14 protein-coding genes are annotated in these 20809 nt (G+C 27.8%); 2 read left to right on the top strand and 12 right to left on the bottom strand.

Features of this window, described 5'->3' with window-relative positions; genetic code table 11:
* Positions 1–8 precede the first annotated feature (8 nt).
* Both G6N05_RS02445 and G6N05_RS02440 read right to left on the bottom strand, forming a co-directional pair.
* A complete protein-coding gene (locus tag G6N05_RS02445; RefSeq protein ID WP_166124973.1) occupies positions 9–1697 on the bottom strand; it encodes an ATP-dependent nuclease in 1689 nt (562 codons plus the stop codon).
* Between the two features lie 24 nt (positions 1698–1721).
* Positions 1722–4883, bottom strand: coding sequence for an Eco57I restriction-modification methylase domain-containing protein (locus tag G6N05_RS02440; RefSeq protein ID WP_166124972.1), 3162 nt, complete (start codon positions 4881–4883; stop codon positions 1722–1724).
* Between the two features lie 424 nt (positions 4884–5307).
* Here G6N05_RS02440 and G6N05_RS02435 point away from each other — a divergent pair, with 424 nt between their 5' ends.
* Positions 5308–5835: a hypothetical protein gene (locus G6N05_RS02435; RefSeq protein WP_166124971.1), complete on the top strand. Its 528-nt coding sequence runs from the start codon at positions 5308–5310 to the stop codon at positions 5833–5835.
* 2 nt (positions 5836–5837) lie between these two features.
* On the opposite strand, the gene G6N05_RS02430 is transcribed toward G6N05_RS02435, so the two are convergent.
* The 6 genes from G6N05_RS02430 to G6N05_RS02405 form a co-directional block, all read right to left on the bottom strand.
* Positions 5838–6464, bottom strand: coding sequence for a BfmA/BtgA family mobilization protein (locus G6N05_RS02430; RefSeq protein WP_166124970.1), 627 nt, complete (start codon positions 6462–6464; stop codon positions 5838–5840).
* Positions 6465–6604: 140 nt separating this feature from the next.
* Positions 6605–7462 carry a toprim domain-containing protein gene (locus tag G6N05_RS02425; RefSeq protein ID WP_166124969.1) on the bottom strand — a complete coding sequence of 286 codons (858 nt, stop codon included), beginning with the start codon at positions 7460–7462 and terminating at the stop codon, positions 6605–6607.
* Positions 7463–7683: 221 nt separating this feature from the next.
* Positions 7684–8877, bottom strand: coding sequence for a VapE domain-containing protein (locus G6N05_RS02420; protein WP_166124968.1), 1194 nt, complete (start codon positions 8875–8877; stop codon positions 7684–7686).
* A gap of 99 nt (positions 8878–8976) precedes the next feature.
* Positions 8977–9285 carry a DUF3853 family protein gene (locus G6N05_RS02415; RefSeq protein ID WP_187002990.1) on the bottom strand — a complete coding sequence of 103 codons (309 nt, stop codon included), beginning with the start codon at positions 9283–9285 and terminating at the stop codon, positions 8977–8979.
* Positions 9286–9489: 204 nt separating this feature from the next.
* Entirely contained in the window at positions 9490–10470 is a 981-nt protein-coding gene (locus G6N05_RS02410) for a hypothetical protein (protein WP_166124967.1), read from the bottom strand.
* A gap of 2 nt (positions 10471–10472) precedes the next feature.
* Positions 10473–11759 carry a site-specific integrase gene (locus G6N05_RS02405; protein ID WP_166124966.1) on the bottom strand — a complete coding sequence of 429 codons (1287 nt, stop codon included), beginning with the start codon at positions 11757–11759 and terminating at the stop codon, positions 10473–10475.
* 248 nt (positions 11760–12007) lie between these two features.
* Here G6N05_RS02405 and G6N05_RS02400 point away from each other — a divergent pair, with 248 nt between their 5' ends.
* Positions 12008–12637, top strand: a complete 630-nt coding sequence (locus tag G6N05_RS02400) for a 4'-phosphopantetheinyl transferase family protein (protein ID WP_166124965.1) — start codon at positions 12008–12010, stop codon at positions 12635–12637.
* Positions 12638–12641: 4 nt separating this feature from the next.
* Here G6N05_RS02400 and G6N05_RS02395 read toward each other — a convergent pair whose 3' ends face one another.
* Genes G6N05_RS02395 through G6N05_RS02380 form a run of 4 tightly spaced genes read right to left on the bottom strand, consistent with a single transcriptional unit; the run spans position 12642 to position 20803 of the window.
* Positions 12642–13931 carry a phenylacetate--CoA ligase family protein gene (locus tag G6N05_RS02395; protein ID WP_166124964.1) on the bottom strand — a complete coding sequence of 430 codons (1290 nt, stop codon included), beginning with the start codon at positions 13929–13931 and terminating at the stop codon, positions 12642–12644.
* Positions 13928–15601, bottom strand: coding sequence for a C45 family autoproteolytic acyltransferase/hydolase (locus G6N05_RS02390; protein WP_166124963.1), 1674 nt, complete (start codon positions 15599–15601; stop codon positions 13928–13930). Before G6N05_RS02390 ends, G6N05_RS02395 begins: the two co-directional genes overlap by 4 nt.
* A gap of 5 nt (positions 15602–15606) precedes the next feature.
* A complete protein-coding gene (locus tag G6N05_RS02385; protein WP_166124962.1) occupies positions 15607–17124 on the bottom strand; it encodes a phytoene desaturase family protein in 1518 nt (505 codons plus the stop codon).
* Entirely contained in the window at positions 17114–20803 is a 3690-nt protein-coding gene (locus tag G6N05_RS02380; RefSeq protein WP_166124961.1) for an MMPL family transporter, read from the bottom strand. The genes G6N05_RS02385 and G6N05_RS02380 overlap by 11 nt, the downstream gene beginning before the upstream one ends.
* Positions 20804–20809 lie beyond the last annotated feature (6 nt).

Raw genomic sequence — 20809 nt, 5'->3', positions numbered from 1 at the left:
ATAATATTTTAAACTTCTTGTTCTTCTTGTTCTTGAAACAAACTCTCAATTTTATCAAAAATTAAACAAAAATTCAAAAAACATCCTGGTGATAATACATCTAAATTTTCAGCAAATCTATTTTTATCACCATTTATTTCAAACACTTCAGTATCAAGAATATGGTCTCCTTTTAAATTATTATCTATTATAATTTCATCTGAAAAATAATGTTCCATCACCAAATACCTCTGAGTTAATTTATTATTTGTAACAAATTTTATCCTGTTTTCAGGAATTGGTAAGCAAAGTCCATAAATATCTTTTGTTTTATGTTTTATTTGAAAAGAGTTAATATCAAATGGCTCAAAAATTTCTTTTCGAAAACCAGAAAGTTGTTCATTTCCTTCTCTATCGTTATCGAAAAGTCCTACCAATTTTATATCATTAATAATTGAGGAAACAAATTCAACCGTATTTCTAGCATCTCTAGCATTACCTGTTTTTTTTTCATCTTCCAAATGAAAACCAGAAGCAATGAAATGCATAGGACAATCTAAATCTGGATATAATTTTTCCCAAGCTTTCTCTAAAATTTTTTTATCAGTTTTACCTTCTGTAATAACTATTATTTTTTCTTTTTCTTCTATTGACAAACCTAACAGTTCACCAGCTAATTGAATTGACACATCGTTATAACAATCTTTAGGTAAGCTTCTTACTAAACCTTCTTCCACAGATACTAAATTTACATAAAACAATTCTCCATCAACTGCTTTATTAATTAATCTATCATTATGTGAAATTAAAAAAACTTGGCTTCTATCATCATTTCTTAATTCATCAATTATTGAGGATTGAACGTTTGAGTGAATATGAGAATCAGGTTCATCAATAAGCAATATATTTAAACTGTTCTCATTTTTATTTATCAACTCTAAAGTTGAAAATATTTCTAATATTTGAATAACACCACTACCAATTAATGCAATATCTACTTCTTTTTTATCGTTTTCTTGTAAAGTAATTCTAACGAACTCTTCTTCTTGTCTATTTCTGTTTTTCAGGCTAATTTTAAAAGTACTAGATAAAACTTTGTTTAATCTTTTTTCTAATGATTCAAACTTGTTTTCATGTTCACATCTCAATATTTTATTTCTTATTACTTCACTGGATTTACCTAAAGCAATTTTTTTTAAAATTTGTGCATAGTTATAAAATGGTTCATTTTTGGTAGCTTTAAAAACAGGAATTGTTTTGTTTAAAAAAATAGCATTTCTCAAATTAAGACCTAATTCTGAAACTTTATTCTTAAATAAATTGAAACTTTCAAAATTATATTTTACTCTAAAATAAGTATCTATTTTATCAGGTTTTTCTAATTCAACTTCTAAAACAAACTCATCTAAATTGTGAACAATTATTAATGTGATTTTGATGTTTTTTTTTGTGTTGTGAAATAAATCATCTACATCAGATATTCTTAAAAATATTAAATTCTCTATCGGTAAATAGCAAGGTGTTGAATTTCCATAAAATTTATTTCCACTTTTTTGAATAAGGGTATCAAAAGATGCTTTCCATAATTGAATAGCCTCTAAAATCGTAGATTTCCCAATATTATTCTCACCAACAATAAAATTAAAATTTTGATTACATTCTATTTTAACTTTTTTAAAAGCTTTAAAATTTTCAATAATGACTTCTTTTATTCTCATATCACTTTTATAAGTTTATAACTTTTAACTATTCTCAACAATCACAATTTCCTCTTCACTCAATCCATACAACTCATAAACCATTTGGTCTATTTCCTTATCTGTTTTGTCAATTTGAGTTTTTAATTCTTGTGCTTTTTTACTTTCAACTTCAAAATAGTCTTCCCATTCTGCTTCCTGAGACAAAGTAAGTTTTACTTTCTTTTTGGATAATTCTTTTATAAAATCTGTATAAGTCAATAAATACCAATCCTGGAGTTTTTTTGGTAAATCCTCTAAATTAAATTTACGCTGAATAGTGCGTTGGAATTTTTGGATAGATGAATTAATATTATCAGTTAAGTTTATTAATGTTTCTCCTAAAGAACCTAATTTTTCTTCGTAATCTAAAAATATATTACTTACTGGAATTGTAGATATTTTATCTCTTCTAAAGTCATAAAATCCACCTTGTAGTGTAGTACAAACATTTTTCAAATAATAATAAACTAATTTGGAATTTAATAAAGCTAGTAATCCCTTTGAATCTGATGAAATGAAAAAATTATTATCCAATAAAAAAACCTCACCTTTTGTATCTAAATAAAAATTACACTGATTATTAATTCTAGGGTAAATAATTTTAGGTAATTGCATTTCATTATAATAAGCACAAGCTCTTAAATTCCAATAATTTACTCCTTGGTCGTATCTTTTTATTAAATCACTTTTAAACTTATCCAATTCTTCTTGAATATCTGGATATTTTGAAGGAATATCATTGTCAAAGCCTGTAAATAGTAAATATTTATTTTGAAAATAAAAGGAGTTTCTTTTAACTTCTTTTCCAGTTGCCAAAACTTTAATTAATTCCGAGTTTTTAAAATTCTTACCAATTAGTTCATCTTTTTTTATTTCATCAATTACGAAAGCTTCATTTTTTCCAGTTGTTAATCCTCTGTATATTTTTTTATTAACCAAACTATTTAAAGAAATTGATTTTTCTGATAATTTATCAATCAACTTTAATGAATCATTATTTATAAAATTCCACATATCGTCAGTTAAAGACAAGTATGGCACTTTAATTTGTTTGTTTTCCAATGATTCAATTGGATTTCTATTTGCTAATCGATTGTTAATTTCAGAATAAATAAAGTAATCATCTTTATATTCATTTTGTCTATTTAAAATATAAATAATTGGATATGTAGTGGCATCATCAAAAACTGGATAATCATCAAAATCAAAAAGTAATTCTAAATTACTTTTTGATTTTATTACTTTCCTAATTTCCTTACCATAGGCGGATTTTAAAAATTTATTCGGAAGAATAAATGAGAATTTACCATTTTCATTTATTAATCTGATTCCAAGTTCAATAAAATAAGTATATAAATCTGCAACACTATTGTAACATTTATAATTTTTTTCTAAATAGGGTTTTATTTCCTTAAATAACTCTTGTCTTACATAAGGCGGATTACCAATAATCACATCAAAACCACCTTTTTCAAATACTTCAGGGAAACTTTCTTGCCAATTAAAAGCCTTATCACCAGCAACAGCTTTGCTTTCAATTAATGAGTTACCACATTTGATATTATTGTTTAAACTGGTTAATTTACGTTTCGGTTGTGCAGTGCGTAACCATAAAGATAGTTTTGCAATTTCAATACTTTCATCGTTTAAATCAACTCCGTAAATATTATGCTCTAAAATTTGGTTTTCAATGTCTGGAAATACAAAAAAGCCACCAAAAAGCTGTTTATTTAATTCATCAATATAACTGTGTTCTCTAATTAAAAAGTCTAACGCCTGGTTTAAAAAAGCTCCTGAACCACAAGCGGGGTCACATATAGTTAATTGTAATAACCAATCTCTATAATCCTTTAATTGTTGGTCTAATTTAACAATAGTTGTGGTCTGACGGTTTTTTCTGCCTTTAGCATATTCTTCGTCAATGATGCCTAACTCTTGTTTTTTATCGGTACATAATTTCCCAATTGTGTTGTCAACTATGTATTTTGTAATGTATTTTGGAGTGTAAAAAACACCATCTTTTTTACGTTTGGTTTTTTGTTTATCGAAATCAGTTCCTTCAATTTCCGCATTAACGCTTTCAATTTCGTTTAATGAATGTTCAAAAATATGTCCTAAAATATTAACATCAACTTGACTTTGAAAGTCATAAGTAGTCATTTTTTTAGTGTGTTTGTACAATAAATCATCATCGATAATCATTGCATCTAACAACGCATCTGGTTGAAATAATCCACCATTATAAGCAAAGATTTCTTCTTTCTTATCTGTACCTTTTCTTCCAGTATCTAAATAACTGAAATATTGTTTGTATCGGTCATACAACGGTACAACCATATCTAATTCTTCCAAGGCTTTCCATTCTCCTAAAATTGTAGAAATGGAGTTTGGTGCTAACAATCCTCTGTCTTCAGCAAAAAGAATAAAAAGGAATCTATCAATTAACTTTTGAGATTTTTTAAATAAGGAGAGTTTGACATTCTTTTCGCTTAATTCACGAAAAGTCTCATTCTTCATGTTTTGTTTTACCAAATCACGAAACAACTCACGTTTAAAAACAGAATAGTCACCATAGAATTTTTTGGTAATATTTTCTTCTTCAACAATAGAAGCTTCCTTTATAGATAAAGGTTTATTGGCTAATAAATTATCTTTTGCTAAACACAAATAAAACAATTCAAATTCGGCTTCTGTTAAAGTAAATAAATTGAATTCTTCAAAATCAACCGCATTATTGATATAAAAACGAAGCTTTTCAAAATTGGAAGTTATAACATAAATACAACCAATTTGATTAGCTTTATAATCAAATGCCTGTTGACGAATACTTTCTAAATCTTTTGTATTTGTACCTTTTAATTCAATTACAGCAAGTGCCTTGTCGTCTTTTTGAATAGCACCATCAACCTTTTTAGCTCCTTTTAAATTTTTAAGTTCAGTAGTTAAATTGAATTTTGGAGTAGGATTTAAAGTATAGCCTAAAACATCAACAAAAAGTTCTCTTAGAAATCCTTCTTGAAATTGTTCTTCTTTACTATTACGTATATTTTCTTGAGTTTTAGCATCATGAAAAAACTTGCAATATTTTTTATAGGCTTTTTGAACAGTTGGTTTATCTAACTGGCTAATATATTTTTTAAGGACGGATGCTTGAAATAATGGCATTGTATATAGTTATATTTTTAATTGTAAATATAAGTTTAGTTTTAATACAGGTTTTACGGAAAACCGTATTCAATTGGGGAGTTATCAAATTTAGAAAAGTATTTTACTTTTAAGAGTAAATTCTGACATAAGTTATCAACATTATAGTAAAAAAGGAAATCATAAGAAATCAAAGACAATCAATAAAATAATGTTTTTATACGTGTTTTATTTTGTCTATTTTTACATCAGAAAATTTTAAACATCAGCGTAAGCTATCTTTATTTGTTACTGAAAACTAGGAATCTTCAAGACAACAAAATAATAGATAGACTTACGCCTGTGCCTAATACTGGCGTGGGCTAAGTCTTTCTTGTTGTCGGGTCTTTCCTAGTACCTCAGTAACGGATTGATTTTAGTATCACGCCTTTTTTATTTGGTACTTATGAAAGGAAAAGCAACAAAAAAAAGCAGTAAAACTGCTTTTCAAAAAATTCTAAACTATTTATTGTTTCAAGATTTTAATACTCCAGATTTTAGTTCTGGTTATATCAAGCTATCTGAAAGTTTTATTGAGAGCAACAAAACTGGTGCATCAACTGACGAAGCTCTGAATTCAAAATTAATTGGCATTTTAAAAATTCAATTACTTAACCTGGACTATGAAGATAGAGGAGAAATCATTGATACCATATTAGAGGACAAAAATAGTTATGATGTTTTATTGTTTTTTTTCGCAATGGAAATTGAAAAACAATTCAAAAATAAACCTGATAATATTCAAGCTGAGTTCTTAAAAATGTTACTTTATTATCAATCAGACAATCAATTGAATATGTTTATTCTTATCTATTTCAAATTATATTTCGTTGATTTATACGAATCGAAATTTTCAAAACTTTCTCAAATTTCAGAGCAAGAATATAAATTAGTTTTAAAAATTTACACCACAAAAAAAATCCAGCTTGAATAAAATTATTTCAATTTAATCAATTCTTTAAATTCATCTTCGCTCATTTCGAAAACAATTTTATTTTTTCCAAATGTGCTTTTTTCTACTGAAAATAATGAAGATAATTTTTTCAATCTGTTGTAAAAAGTACCATGTTCTAAAGTTACTATATCATAATTTTTGTTTAATTCTGCATAACTTTTTCTATGCTCATTTAACTTATTTTCGTATTTTTTAGTGAGTTCTGCAGTAATTTTTTCTTCAATTTCCTTTTGAATTTTATTATTGTTTTCTGTTGGAGTTTTAAACTCATCAGATAACAATAATTTCTTTTTTATTATTCGTAAATTATCTGATATATCAGTATTTATTGAGCGAATTATTGGGTCTAATTTTACCTTTTCAATATTACGAACAATTGCAATAACTCGATTATTATCTGAATTAAATTCCTTTATTTTATCATATAATTCTTCCAAAAGCCCCTTGTAATTTTGCCTTGGATTCACAGGATTTGTTTCAAAAAAGTAGATTAAATCTTCTAATAATTTTATGTTTGTTCTATACCCAAATCTGTTTTGTAATGTTATCCATCTGTCTACTAAAGTTCCTGACAAACGAATGTCAATATTCTGTCTCAATTTTTTCATTTCCGTATTGTTAAATTATTGATTATAAATTAATTAATTTGTATTTCCGTATTATTTCCGTAAGATTAAAAAAACTAATGTCGTATTCATTGAGAATAGAGGACTTCCCTCTATTCCTTCTTGCGTATCTTAAACCACCCTCATAAAATCGTATTTACAAGCCATTCATTTAAGTCTTTAAAGTCCTTATAAAACCCTCTACAATCTTTTGCAATTTTAAATTTTTCTAATGTCGTTTTTGTATATAAATTCCCGGCTTCATCTTGATCAAAATAAAGCTCAATTTCATCATAGTTTGATAAAATTTCATCGCACCGATTTATCATTGCTATTGAATTAAGAATTAAATAATCACTTGAATTTTTTTTTAAATGTTTAAAAGAAATATAGTCAGTGAAGCCTTCAAATATTCGGATATTTTTTTTGTTTTTATCACCTTTTACAATTAAAGAAATGTCTTTTTTTCCAATGCAAATTTTTGCATATTTGGAACGAATTTCAAATCCATTACTACGATTTTGGAATCCAATTCCGAAATATTTTTTTCCATTTACTTCATAATGCACTTCTCTTAAATTTGGTTCGTTTTCGAAATGATAAATTTTTCTGTTTTCTAAATATTGTTTCAAAGCAAAATGTTGTATTTCAATTACTTTAATTATTTTAATTTCAGTTGTACTTTTAATAAATTTTGTTTCACATTTTTTTTGCTTTTGAAAAGAAAAAATAGATTCATCTGAATAATTTTCTAAGAATTTTAAAACTTCTGGAATCGTATAATTGAATTTAAATGCAATAAAATCTATTATGTTTCCGCCTTTCTGAAGTCCATGATCGTACCACCTATTAATTTTAGTATTAATCTTAAAAGATGCCGTTTTTTCATCGTGTAATGGACTTAAATACCAAACATCAAATCCATTGGTTTTTGAAGGTGTATAATTCATTTTTTTAAGGACTAATTCTATCGGAATTTGCTTCGCTTTTTCTATATTCATTTTTAGTTTTATCTAAGTATTTGCCATTTTTACTTACCTACTTACCTAAACCAGTAAATTCAAGTGTTCGCAACATTTTTATAAATTACCTAATACTTACCTACCTACCTACCTGAGTTTTTTAGGTAAGTATAGGTAGGTTAATTTATATATACTTACCTTAAAAAAAGTCATATTCTATAAGGGTTTAGGTAAGTAGGTAAGTTAGGTAAGTACATTTTCTAATTATTCATTATTTCAACAGGACTAATATTGAACTTTGGTTTTGCCAAGTAGCCATATACTTGCTTTTGTGGATGTTTTATCCTAGAAAATTTAAATCCACTAAGTGCCTTTCCAATTTTCTCTCTGCTAAGTTTTAATCCCAATGGAATTAGCTTTGTCATGATTTCAGTTGATGTATTGAAATAGATTAAATTCTCCGTTTTTTCGAAATATTTAATTATCATTTCTTGCTCAATTGTCAGACTGGTATATTTTTCATTTCTCTTTTCATTATCAATAATATCTTGCTGGGTTAAATCCGGTTCAAAGTCTTTGTCATGATAAGCCAAATAATAAGCTTGTGACCAAACATCATCAATCAATATTTCTTTGGAATAATTGAAGTCTATTCTTCCAATAACATCGAAAATAATCCATCTAACAGAACCAGTTTCATCAGTAAGAAAATCAACCATATTTGTAGAGCCTACAAAAGAGCAAATACGAGGTAAGTTTTCAGCTCTACGTTCGTATGGAAGCCGTTCATTAATGAAAACCTTACTGATTAGGGATTTCAAGTAGTTTACTTCAGTTTTTCCAATTACAGATAATTCCTCCAGGTTAATTATTAGGTTCTTACACATCTTAACCCGAGAATCTTTGTCGGTTCCTATATCTTCAGCAATGTAATTAGACAGCTTTTTTGGAATGAATTTTTGGAAATAGGTTGATTTACCAGCGTGTTGGTCACCATTTGCGAGAACAAGACAATGTTTGTTTATTTTATCTTTTTCAAAAGCACAAATAACCGCTCTCGCAAACCATTTTTTCAAATGATAGGCAAATGCTTCATCATCATTAGTTTTTACATAAGAAGCAAGCTTTTTGATGTAATCAACTTGATTATTCCATTTTGGCAACTCTAAAAAATATTCTTTGATAGGATCATATCGTTCAATAAGGTTCGATTTGATTAAAATTTCGAGCTTATTATAATTGGTTTCTATGTTATTCCTGGTTAACTCAATTAAGAGCGAATTAAGATTTAACGACTCCCAATTATCATTTCCGCTAATATTTATTTCATAGTCTAACGAAATAGTATTGAACCGAATTCTATATTTAGAGTTGATGTATTTGATAATTCTATCAAATATGGTATTTGATGCTATATCAGACTGATACAGCACATTTTGTGATTTGTTCTTCATACAATAAAAGAATTATTGTATATTTGCAGTGCACATATACAAAGAGATTAAAAAATATAAGCACAATTGAACTACGAATTCAATTGTGCTTTTCTTGTTTTAGGAATCTTTTCTTCCTCCAGTTTTTGCACCTGCAAGTTTTATTGCTAAATCGGCATCAACAATAATTTTTCTTCCAATTTGTGTAATAGCTGCATCAATTTTTTTACTTTTCTTAATTCGGTTTGCAGTTGGTTTACTACAGCCTAATAAAGTTGCAATACCTTTGATTCCATACACATACTTTTTAGTAGGTATTATTGGTTCGTTTAATGAAAGAGTATTTTGATTACTACTTTTATTTACAAATAAAAACTCTTCAGTTGTTAATTGAAATAGTGGCTTTTTTAATAATTCTTGAATTTCCATAATAATAAACTGTTGTATTAAACAATAGCCTTGTACAGAGGCTTTCGATGTTCGAACAGTGTAAAATTATTAATGAATTTAGGTGGATTGTAGGTGGATTTACATAAAACTTCACAACACAAAAGCTTTATTTTCAGGTATTTGAAAAATATTTTAGGTGGATATAAAGATATTGGTCTACTTAATGACACTTAATGAAACTAATTACTTCTTTTTTTTAGATAAAATAGTCTTTATATCATTCATAAAGGCTTTTAAGGTTTCTGTTGGTTCTTTATCAATACTTGAAGCTTTTGAATTATAATTTTTCATTTTTAATCCTAACTTAACAAGTATGTTTTTTATCCATTCAGTCCTTTTTTTATCTTCCTCAATTTTGTCTTTAAGTTTGAATATTAAATAATAAACTTTCATTATGTTATCACCTTTAATGACTAATTTGTTTTCGGTATTTATTAGATTAATTTCATAGTAAAAACTTATTTCATCCATTGTTTCAAAAATAAAATCATTGCATATTTTATAGAGTGCGCCTGTGAGTTCTGAATCAAAATAAACTTCATTCTGAGACAATTTTATTTTTAGCTCATATGAATTTAAAATGCTTAAAAAAGAATTACTTAAAATACTGATTTCAGAAAATTTATTATAGATATACGGCAAAACATAATATAAGATATGCTCTCTTTTTTTATGTAAAGCATCTAATTCTTCATTTTTCCAATCATAAAGCTGCTTCTTGTAAATGTACTCTTCCCAAATAGGGTCATGTTCATTTTCTTCTGCTTTTTTAAAAAACCTATCCCCTAAATTACTTCTGCTTAACCAATAATCTTTAAATAAAACATCAACTTCTTTTTGTTTTAAACTAATGTTTTCATCAAAACAACTTGATTTAATTCCACATAATTTATCAACGTCAAGAGCATCAAAAAGTTCTTTATTTCCTTCATATAGTTTGACATTATCATTCAAAACAATATTAAAAGCATTAAATTTTGATTGAAAATTTAATGCTTCACTACTTTCAAATAAAACCTTATCTAACTTTTTTATATCTTTTATTTTTTCCAAAAAATTAATTACTATTTCTTGTTCATCAAAACCATAAAGTCCAGTTTCAATAAACTTTGCATAAATTGAATTAACTTCTCTAAATGAGGGTATATAAGTGCTTAACTCCATACCTAAACGAGATTAAATTTTTTCATTTCATTAGCCTTTAACTCATTAATAACATCAATGTAAGGTTTCATTGACGCATAGCTAGAATGTCCAGTCCATTTCATTATAATTTGAATAGGAATCCCAATGGAAAGCGCATAACATATAAATGTTCGTCTCCCTGCATGTGTACTCAAAAGTTCATATTTTGGTGTAACAGTCTCAATTCTCTTTGCTCCAACATAATAAGTTTCGTGAATTGGTTCATTAATTTTTGCTAATTCAGCCAATTCTTTTATGTAATCGTTCATCTTTTGATTACTAATAACAGGTAAAGCTCTATCCTCTTCAAAATGAACATCTTTATATTTTTCCAGTATAGCTCTTGAATAATCATTTAAATCTATAAACAAGCTATCAGCCGTTTTAACTGTAGTAACTTCTATATGATCATTTTTTATATTACTTCGTTTTAAATTATAAGCATCTGAATAACGAAGTGAACTATAACAGCAAAAAATAAATACATCCCTAACTCTTTCTAGATATTGTTTCTGTTCAGGGATAATAAATTCACGAAGGCTTTTTAATTCATCTGGAGTAAGAAAAATTACTTTTTTTGGAACAATTTTTATTTTTGGCTTAAATTTTTCAAATACAATTGAATGATTATACCCTTTTTCAAAAGCCCAACGAAGAAACCATTTAAGAAAGCCCAATTGTTTAATGATAGTACTATTTCTCATTTTCTTAGTATCTCTGAGAAATAACAAATAATTATTCAATCCCTTTTCATCAAAATAGTCAAATGTCAAATCTGATTTAAAATCCGACAAATGAACCTTAACACTTTCAAACTTTTGAAATGTCGATTTTGTCCAGTTATTTTGTCTTCCATTTTCTTTATTAAACTCTTCAAATGCAATTTTAAAATCATTTTTGAGAGATTGTTTTGAATCACTTGAATTTGACTTATTTAATTCAATGAATTCCTTTTTTAATAATTCTGCTGTTGGAATAATATTTTTAGTTTCGAAAATTTTAAAAATATCTTGAATTTGAGTGTAATATTTTTGAAGGTCGCTATTAATATCAGATGCACTTTGTTTTAATTTATTTGTACATCCATTTTTTACTTTCTGCATATTATTATCCCATTTAGCTAAATCAATACGATAACCAGTAAAAAAATCAACTCGATTATTTAAAAAAATAACCCTCATTCTAATAGGTACGTTCTCTACTACTAGAACTCCATTTTTCTTCCTTTTCTCTAACGAGAAAATTATGTTACGTTTGATATTTGCCATAATAACATGTTATTAAATTAAACCCAAATCTACACCCTGATTTTGAGATATGCAATAATATTTCATGATATTTTAATTTATTAAAATTTCTAATACCTTGTTTATTATCAGATTATTGAGTATCTTTGATTTTTAATGACACCAAGGGTGATAGAGTCTCCGACTCCACTAATGTGGACAACTCTAAATTTTTATAGATTTGTCCACTTTTTTTATATGAACATCTAATTCTCAATTTATAAACAAAAATGCCTTTTCATAAAAAAATTTCACTTCCTAAAGACACAACCATTTATTTGTGGAAAATTGATGAGGAAATTTCCGATTTAAAAGAGAATCTTTTTTTAAATGAAACTTCTTTAAATCGATTAGAGAAGATGAAATCTTCAAAACACATAAAAGGATTTTTGGCAGTTCGACAACTTTTAAAAAGTATCAATTATTCAGATGTTGATTTATTTTATGATTCCTTTGGAAAACCTTTTTTAAAAGATAACAAACACATCTCTATTTCTCATTCTAATGAATTTGCTTGTGTCATTATTAGTGATAATCCTGTTGGGATTGACATCGAATTAAAAAATGAAAAAATCTTAAAAAATGTTGGTTTACTTTTTAATGAAGATTTCATTCTTAACTTTAAAGGAAGTAAAAATGACGAAATGTCACTTACTACGTTTGGCTGGGCAATTAAAGAAGCTATATTCAAATTAATTCCAGAAAACGATGTGAGTTTTAAAGACAATATTTTAATTCAAAATTTTCAATTGAATGAAAGTTCGTGTGTTGTGAATGTGACTATTAATGATATAATCACAAGTTATACCGTACAATTAGAAGAAATTGAAAACTACGTTTTAACTTATGTAATTCAATAAATAATTATTTTCTTGAATCTATAAAACGGGTTGGTTTTCTGTTCATTGGATTAAATACAATTGGATTTAAAACTTCTTTAGTAACAAATTCAATCTTAGGTGTCACACGTAATTTTGCTCTAAAATGATCTTTAACTTCATTCAAAAAGCCTTCTGACGGATTAGAAACAACAATTTTAACTACAATTTCATCTGTACCTAAATCGTTCGTGTAAATTTCAATTAAGTAATTTTCAATCAAGTCAAAATCGTTTAAAACTTCATTCATTGCTGGCGGATACAAAGTTGTTCCTTTATATTTAATCATTTGCTGCTTTCTACCCTCAACAGGTCCAACTCGAAGTGTGTTTCTACCACAAGCACAAGTATCAGTATGTAATTTGACAATATCACCCGTTTTAAAACGAATTAAAGGCATCGCTTCTACTCCAATTGTAGTAATTGTCAGTTCGCCACTTTCTCCTTCTTTAACTGGTTTATTTTCATCATCTAAAACTTCCACAATAATTAATTCTGGATGATGATGACCACCAACTCCGTGTTCACATTCTGTAAAAGCAGTACTCATTTCTGTAGAAGCATAAGTTGAAAACAATTTTATGTTCCACTTACTTGCGATTTTATCTGCTAATATTGAATTTGTAAAATCCTGGTTACGCAATGATTCTCCGATGCAAATCGCACCTTTAATTCCTAAATTATTATAATCAATTCCGTGTGAATCGGCGTATTCAATAAGTTTCAACAAAAATGATGGAACTGTAATTAAATACGTTGGTTTATACTTTAAAATGGAATCCCATTGTAATTCAGGAATACCTGCTCCTACTCGAATTACGCCAACTTTCATTTTTCTAAGTCCTAAAAAATAAGCTAAACCAGCCATAAATCTTCGGTCCATTGTGGTCATTAGTTGCACAATATCACCTTCTTTTATTCCAGCACAATCGAATGAAATAGCTTCATTATAAGCTAATCTATCTAAATCGTTATCGGTTAAACCGAAAGTTACTGGATCACCTAAAGTTCCAGAAGTTGTAGCAAAATCAATAATTTTATGCGTTGGAACACACAAAAAGTCATCATTGTTTTTTTGTAACTCTTCTTTATTTGTAGTTGGAATACCTTGTAAATCTTCCAAACGAGTTATTTTAGAAACATCTATATTATGTTCTTTAAATAAGTTTTTATAATACACTGAATTCGTATTCATATATTGCAACACTTCTTGTAATTTCAATTCTTGAAATGCTTTAATTTCAACTAATGATTGTTTTTCAATATGTGGTATCATTTCAACTTCTTTTTTGATTTTTTTATTAATTTTTCAACCTGCAATTTACTTGTTGCTGTTGTAATTTCACACAATAATGCTTTTTCAAATTGCGCTGAAGCAGCTGTGAAATTTTTATTGTTGTAAAAGTATAAACCTGCTTTGTAATATACCAACCAAAAATGTGGATTTAAAGATTGGTAGTCATTTATTTGAGATAAAGGTAAAACTTTCTTTTCATTTATGGCTTCATCTATTTTACGATCTTCAACTCTATATTGCTCGTATTTTTTATAATCATCCGTGTTTAAAAAAGGATCTTTAGCAATGGATAAATCGGCGCGTTCAAACGAAAAAATCTCTTCTTTGTTATTTTGCTGATTAAATATTTGATTTAAATCGTAGCAAACAAATTCCCCTAATTGATACGGATTGGCCGAAACCCAAACCAATAATTCTTTAGGTTTAAAGATAATTCCATGATGCGCTAATAATTGATTTAGTGCTTTTTCATTTCCAAAACCAATTTCTTTATCGTTTAATCCTTTTGTATTTCTTAAAATATCTGCAGCAATAATTGGATTTATTTTCGGATTGGCTTCAAACAATTCCGTCATTTTATCAAATCGATATTTAGAATGGCTATCACTAATTTGTTTCAAATTTCGTTTATCATTTTTAAGTTCTTCACTTTGAAAATGATTCGCACAAATGATTTTATTACTATTCTCTACTTCAAAAACGCCAAAATTATTGGGCGAAACTTCAATTAAAATAGCTTTATTATCAACAGCACTTCCAACCATTATAGATTCGGAAACAAAAACTTTTCGCTTTTTAGCTATGGCAATAGCTTCTTCAATATTTGTAGCATATTGCAAAATTTCTCGTGCTAAAATTGAAATTGGTGTTTTCGCAATTAAAGGAATTTTAGATTTTCCAGCATTTATAGTTATGGTTAATCCCTTTGTATTCATTCCTGAAACCGCTCCAATCATTCCTGCCCAAGTGTAAATCATAAACGGATTTCCTTCAGTTGGTTTGATAAATGCAATTACTTTATCTTTTGCAAAATCGTCACCAGCATAGAAATCAAAATTTCTTCCTAAAATTAAATTTCCATCTTCTGACTTTGTATCCCAAGCTGCGAAAGAAGAACAACCAACTAAAGCTAAATCTTGTAGTGCATGACCAATATCGTGTGCGCCATGTAAATATAAACTTCTTAAATAAGCTGGTGCAATAGCATCATACTGTTTAGAAGAATATCTTGAATAGCCATAAACTTCTGTTTTATATTCTTCAGGAATGTTTAGATATAATTTTCGATTATACCATTTTAAGAAGAAACGTAACAACTTTTGTTTGGATTCTGAAGGCACTAAATCTTTAATTTTAGAAAAGAAAATGGTTTCTTGTTTTTTCAGTAAAGAATCTGTTAAAGCACCAGAAATTAAACCCACTTGTAACGGATCACCTTCTACATATAACTCCCAAAGTTGGTGTTTATTTTTAAGTAAAGAATTCTTTCCAGACACAAATAATGTATCAGCTTTTTTATCTATTTTCGGAATAGTTTGGTTATAACTAGCCGTTATTGGCTGATGTTTTAATGATTTTGAAATTCCACAGGAAACAAGCAACAAAAAAACGACAGATGAATAAAAAAAGAAAAATATTCTATTCTTCATAACATTTATTTAGATTCCTGATTTATTTTATCCACTAAATACTCTTTACCTACAATCTCTGAACAAGTTAGAACTGCACCAATAGTTACACCTAAAACACCATGCATATTAATACTTTGTCCAGTAAGATACAAGTTATCTAATTTTGTTTTTGGTGCGATGAAAGTTAGCATTGGGTTGTTGCAATCTTTCACATAACCGTACATATTGCCGCTATTTCCACCGATATAATCTCTGTAAGAAAGTGGTGTTGACGTATGAATCGATTTGATACAATCTCTAATGTTTGGAAACTTAACTTCAATTTCCCTTAAAAACTTCTCTGTTTTTTGAGTTTTAAATTCTTCGTAACTTAAACCTCTATCACTTTTTTCTGCAGTTGTATTGAAGGTTTCTTCCCATTCTTTAACATCATCATATTTCATGTAAGTGATAAATGTCATTCCTTCTGCCCAATCTTCATTCTTTCCAGAAAAATTCATCGAAGCCATATAGGCTTTTGGCCAAGAAGTATCGTCATATTCGTAAGCTGTCCAAACGTTATCAGCACTTTTAAAATGATAATAATTGCAATTTAAATATTTGAATGTATTCGGTTTAAAAACAATATATAAACTGAATGCAGAGATTACACTTTCTAATTTATCGATTCTTTCATAATACGATTTTCTAAAATGAGATAAGCCAACCATTTTTAAGGTTGCTTTTGGATCAATATTAGAGATAAACATATCTGCTTTAACAACTTCATTTTCTTTTGTTATTACAGATACAATTTTGTTGTCTTCCACTTCAAAATTAGCAACATCTTTGTATTTATAAATCTCACCACCGTATTTTTTAAGCTGCTTAATTAATTGTTTGGTAATTTGACTTCCACCATTAACACAACGCCAAGAACTTTGAATATAGGAGTTAACAGACAAAGCATGAACATAAAAAGGAGATTTTTCAGCAATTCCTGCGTATAGAAAATTAGTTCCTGCTAAAACGGCTCTTAATTTTTCATTTTGAGTTATTCCGTCAATACATTCTTTAGCATTATATGACAATATTTCGCTTTGGTATTTCCCTTCAGCGTTCAAATTATATAAAGGAAAAGTATCACAAACATCAACAACTAATTTGCAATATCTTTCTAGTGCTGCTTCTTCATCAGGAAAACTTTTAACTAATTGTTTAATGAAATTTTCATAACCTTGTGCATGTGGATATTCTTCACCTTCACTTTCAAAAGAAATGATGTCAAAAGCATCTTCGTCCATTTTTTTTAATCTAAGTTCATCCATTATACCTAAATACTTGAAGTATTTGTATAAATTCTGACCTTCAGATAAGCCACCGATATAATGAATTCCGGTATCGAAAATGGTTTTATCTCTCACAAAAGTTTGCAAGTTTCCACCAAATTGATTGTTTTTTTCTAGGACACAAACTTTGTAACCTTCTTTTGCTAAGATAATAGACGAAACTAAACCACCTAATCCACTTCCTACAATTACTATGTCGTATTTATCTTTCACTTATCTTATTTTTTAAAACAATAATTTTGTCTTCATTTGAAATGACTTCAAAGTTTGCCTGCTCAAATTTATGCAATAAATTAGAACTATTGAACAAAATTACTTGTTGAAAATGGCTTATATAATTTGAAACTAAATCAAAATTTAAATTGGCATTTGAAATTAATAACGTATCGTTTTTAACATTGAAATCTTGAAGATTTTCCACATAAGTGATACCATATTTATTAACCAAATAATTAGAATTAGCAATAGCTCTTTTTTCTAGATCTTCGATGAAAGAAGTTATTTTTCTTTTCGATTGTTGCATATTCAAAAGAACATCCATTTGTCCGAAATCTGAAGCGATATGGAACAACTTCGCCGATGGATTGATACAAGAATTTAGTTTGAAATAATTGCTTTTATTCGCTAAAAAGTCTGATTTTACTTCCGAAACAATTTCTCTTTCTTTATATAAAAAACTTAAAAACAATTTGTCTTTAAAGTAGTTTTCGTCTTCTAATTCAACTCTTAATTTATCAAATTCAGATCTGAAATATTTATTGATTGATTTTGTTCGTTGCGAATAATTATCACCAAACGATTTGTCATCCGCTTTTATTCTTTTATCAATAACAACAGTAATTTTTTCATCATAAATAATGTGTTCGCCTTTTGGTAAAGCTTCAGAATTTCCATGAATATAAACAGGTAAGACATCTATATTAAAATGCTCTGCTAAATAAAAAGCACCTTTATAAAACCTATTAATTTCATTCGTATTTGCTCTGGTTCCTTCAGGAAATACCATTAAAGAATATCCTTTTTCAATTTTATCGCGTAAATGTTCTACACTTCCTTCGATACCTTGAGAAGCTGGATAATAACCTGCAATCTTCACAATTCTACCAAAAATAGGCGAATTATACACCCAATCATTCACTAAATAAATCATTTTTGGTGTAATCATACCTACAGCTAAAATGTCTAAAAACGAGGTGTGATTGGAAATAATAACTGCGGGTTTGCTAAAATCTTCCTTATGAGTATTAACTATTTTTTTCTTTACGAATGGATTTGAATATAGAACAGATTTCATGAAATTTGAAATAATACTTCTAAACCACAGCATCTTTTTTTCCTTTTTGGCAGGAATTAAAAACAATATCACTTTTCCTAACAAAGAGAAAAACAAACCGCCTAAACCATAGTATAAAAACGATAAAGTAGAATGAACTAGCAATCGTAATGTAATAGGTGATTTTCCTTTTTTCACTCGATTAATGAAGCAAATTCTAAACAATAACGGATAAAAAATAAATGTAATTAATAAGGCAGCAAATACTCCAATTAATGAAACGGATGAAATAGATCTTAAAGCTGGATGTTTGGCAAAAACTAAAGCTCCAATAGCTAAAATAGTGGTTAAAGCTGCTAAGATTATAGAAGTTCTATAGGTTGGCATTTCGTTTTTACCAGTAGTGTGTTCTTTTTGTAAAGCACTAGTCATGAAAATACTAAAATCGACACCATGACCAAAAATTAAAGTACAAACTATGGTGCTAAAAATATTCAATTGAATATTAAAAAACCACATAATTCCTGCTGTTACAATACCTGTTAACACGATTGGAATTGTACTAACGATAACTAATTCTATTCTTCTGAAGAATACGAAAAGAATTAAAATAACGGCAAGAAAAGAATAGTTGACTAATGAATTAAAATCGTCACGAAGTTTCCCTAAAAACGTTTCGTTCATTTGCTGTCTGTCGATGGCTAAAACACTAGATTGACTATCGATTGATTTTACAAATTTATCCCGTTGTGTATTCGAAACTTTTGCAACTGATGTAATTGTATAAAATCCATTTTTAGAAGCTACGAATTCATCTAAAAATAGTACGTTTAATTTTTTATAATCGTTAAAACTTAATATCTCAAATTCTTGGTTTAATAAGTCGTAAAATCCTTGGTGCATTTCTGGTTTAAAACCAATTGCATTTCCATGAGAAATTAGTGCATTCTGAACAAATTGCTTTCTATTTGAACTCCAAAAAGTATCCCACAATTTTAATTTTTCTTGTTGTGCTTCTTTCGATAATACGATTCCGCCAATTGAACTAAAATTAATTATTTTTTTATCCGATTTCTCCAGTGAAAGTCTATCAAATAGTTTGCTGTTATTTTGAATGGCTTCTTCAATTGAATTTCCGTAAGCCGCTAAATAGATTGATTTTGAAGTTAGATTGGTTCTTTTCTCTAATTTTTCCTCCGTTTTTTTAATATCATCTGGAATAAAATTTAATTCCGATAAATTATTATTGAACGTAACTTTTCCGAAAGTAAAAAAAGAAACAACAATTATGATACAAGTAATTCCAATTAAAACTTTATTGTTTTCAAAAGAAAATCCAGCAACTTTATCTAGAATATTCTCTTTTGGAGGCAATAAACTGTCTTTTGGTTTGTATAAATGTGGAATAATTAATAGCGAGAAAAACGCTGACACAATAACACTAATGGCAGCAAAAATCCCTAAATCTTTTAACGCTTCTGAATTCACAAAAAGTAAACATAAAAACGCCAATGCCGTAGTGGTACTACTCATAATTAATGGCATTGTAATATCTTTATAAACGGTTTTTAAATCGTTATGATGTTTGTAATGCGTGAGTATGTGTAAGGAATAATCAATTGTAACTCCCAATAAAACCGCACCAACACTTAAAGAAATTGCTGAAATAGTTTGTCGTAAAAAATACAAACAAGCAATGGCTGTCACTACTCCAAAAATGGTTGGAATAAAAATAATCACTGGAATTAATATTTTACGATAAAACACAATTAGAATCAACATTAATGTTCCTAATGAAACTAAAATCGTAGTAATAATATCGGTTTTAATTTGCTTAGCATTAGCCACCGCAATTAAAGAAGAACCAAAATATTCTAAAGAAACTTTTCCTTTATTTACAGTATTAAATTTAGATTTGATTTTATTTAGTTCATCAACAAAAAGAGTGTTTTTTTCTGTTTCACTTCCACTTAATTTAGGATTGATAAACAATAAAAGTGTCGATTCATCTTTTGTGATTATGAATCCGTCTTTTAAAATAAAATCGTCACCAATACTTAATTGTTGTAATTTTTTCAAAGCAATGAATGAAATTCCTAGTGGATCATTTACAATAAAATCTTTGGCAATGATTCCTGTTGGTGAAATTAAGGTTTTGTAATTGTTTTCAACTTGCTGAGAAATGCTATCATTAGTTAGTTTCTTATCTAAAGTAGCATAATCCTTTTCATCTAAAAAGTAAGGTAAATTTTGGTAAACGAAATCAAAAGTTTGCTGAATATTTTCATCGTCAACTTTCCCTTGAATATTTTTAATATATGGTTCACACGATTTTAAGCTATCAATAAAGTTGGTTGCCGTTTCGGTTAAATCATCAACGGTTCCATTTTTATCTTTCTCGATGATAACCGTAATTTTATCTGAAAAGTTTAATTGCTTAATCACTTTTGTGGCAATATTCGCATTTTCATTTTTCGGAATTATTCTAGTAATATCTTCTTCGAATCTAATTTTTGATGCAAAAAAACCAAATACAATTAGATACAAAAATGCAATCGCTAAAGACAGCAACTTATTTTTCTGAACAAAATAATGAACCTTAATAAAAAAATTATGCATTTTGGG

The sequence above is a fragment of the Flavobacterium bernardetii genome, from assembly GCF_011305415.1.
GTDB lineage: Bacteria > Bacteroidota > Bacteroidia > Flavobacteriales > Flavobacteriaceae > Flavobacterium > Flavobacterium bernardetii.
Note: the sequence above shows the minus strand (reverse complement) of the source record. Positions and strands in the feature narration are given on the sequence as shown.

Coding starts and splice junctions, on each gene's coding strand:
- G6N05_RS02425 (WP_166124969.1), bottom strand. CDS start 7,462: ATGAATATAGAAAAAGCGAAGCAAATTCCGATAGAATTAGTCCTTAAA.
- G6N05_RS02410 (WP_166124967.1), bottom strand. CDS start 10,470: ATGGAGTTAAGCACTTATATACCCTCATTTAGAGAAGTTAATTCAATT.
- G6N05_RS02440 (WP_166124972.1), bottom strand. CDS start 4,883: ATGCCATTATTTCAAGCATCCGTCCTTAAAAAATATATTAGCCAGTTA.
- G6N05_RS02420 (WP_166124968.1), bottom strand. CDS start 8,877: ATGAAGAACAAATCACAAAATGTGCTGTATCAGTCTGATATAGCATCA.
- G6N05_RS02390 (WP_166124963.1), bottom strand. CDS start 15,601: ATGAAGAATAGAATATTTTTCTTTTTTTATTCATCTGTCGTTTTTTTG.
- G6N05_RS02415 (WP_187002990.1), bottom strand. CDS start 9,285: ATGGAAATTCAAGAATTATTAAAAAAGCCACTATTTCAATTAACAACT.
- G6N05_RS02400 (WP_166124965.1), top strand. CDS start 12,008: ATGCCTTTTCATAAAAAAATTTCACTTCCTAAAGACACAACCATTTAT.
- G6N05_RS02395 (WP_166124964.1), bottom strand. CDS start 13,931: ATGATACCACATATTGAAAAACAATCATTAGTTGAAATTAAAGCATTT.
- G6N05_RS02435 (WP_166124971.1), top strand. CDS start 5,308: ATGAAAGGAAAAGCAACAAAAAAAAGCAGTAAAACTGCTTTTCAAAAA.
- G6N05_RS02430 (WP_166124970.1), bottom strand. CDS start 6,464: ATGAAAAAATTGAGACAGAATATTGACATTCGTTTGTCAGGAACTTTA.
- G6N05_RS02445 (WP_166124973.1), bottom strand. CDS start 1,697: ATGAGAATAAAAGAAGTCATTATTGAAAATTTTAAAGCTTTTAAAAAA.
- G6N05_RS02405 (WP_166124966.1), bottom strand. CDS start 11,759: ATGGCAAATATCAAACGTAACATAATTTTCTCGTTAGAGAAAAGGAAG.
- G6N05_RS02380 (WP_166124961.1), bottom strand. CDS start 20,803: ATGCATAATTTTTTTATTAAGGTTCATTATTTTGTTCAGAAAAATAAG.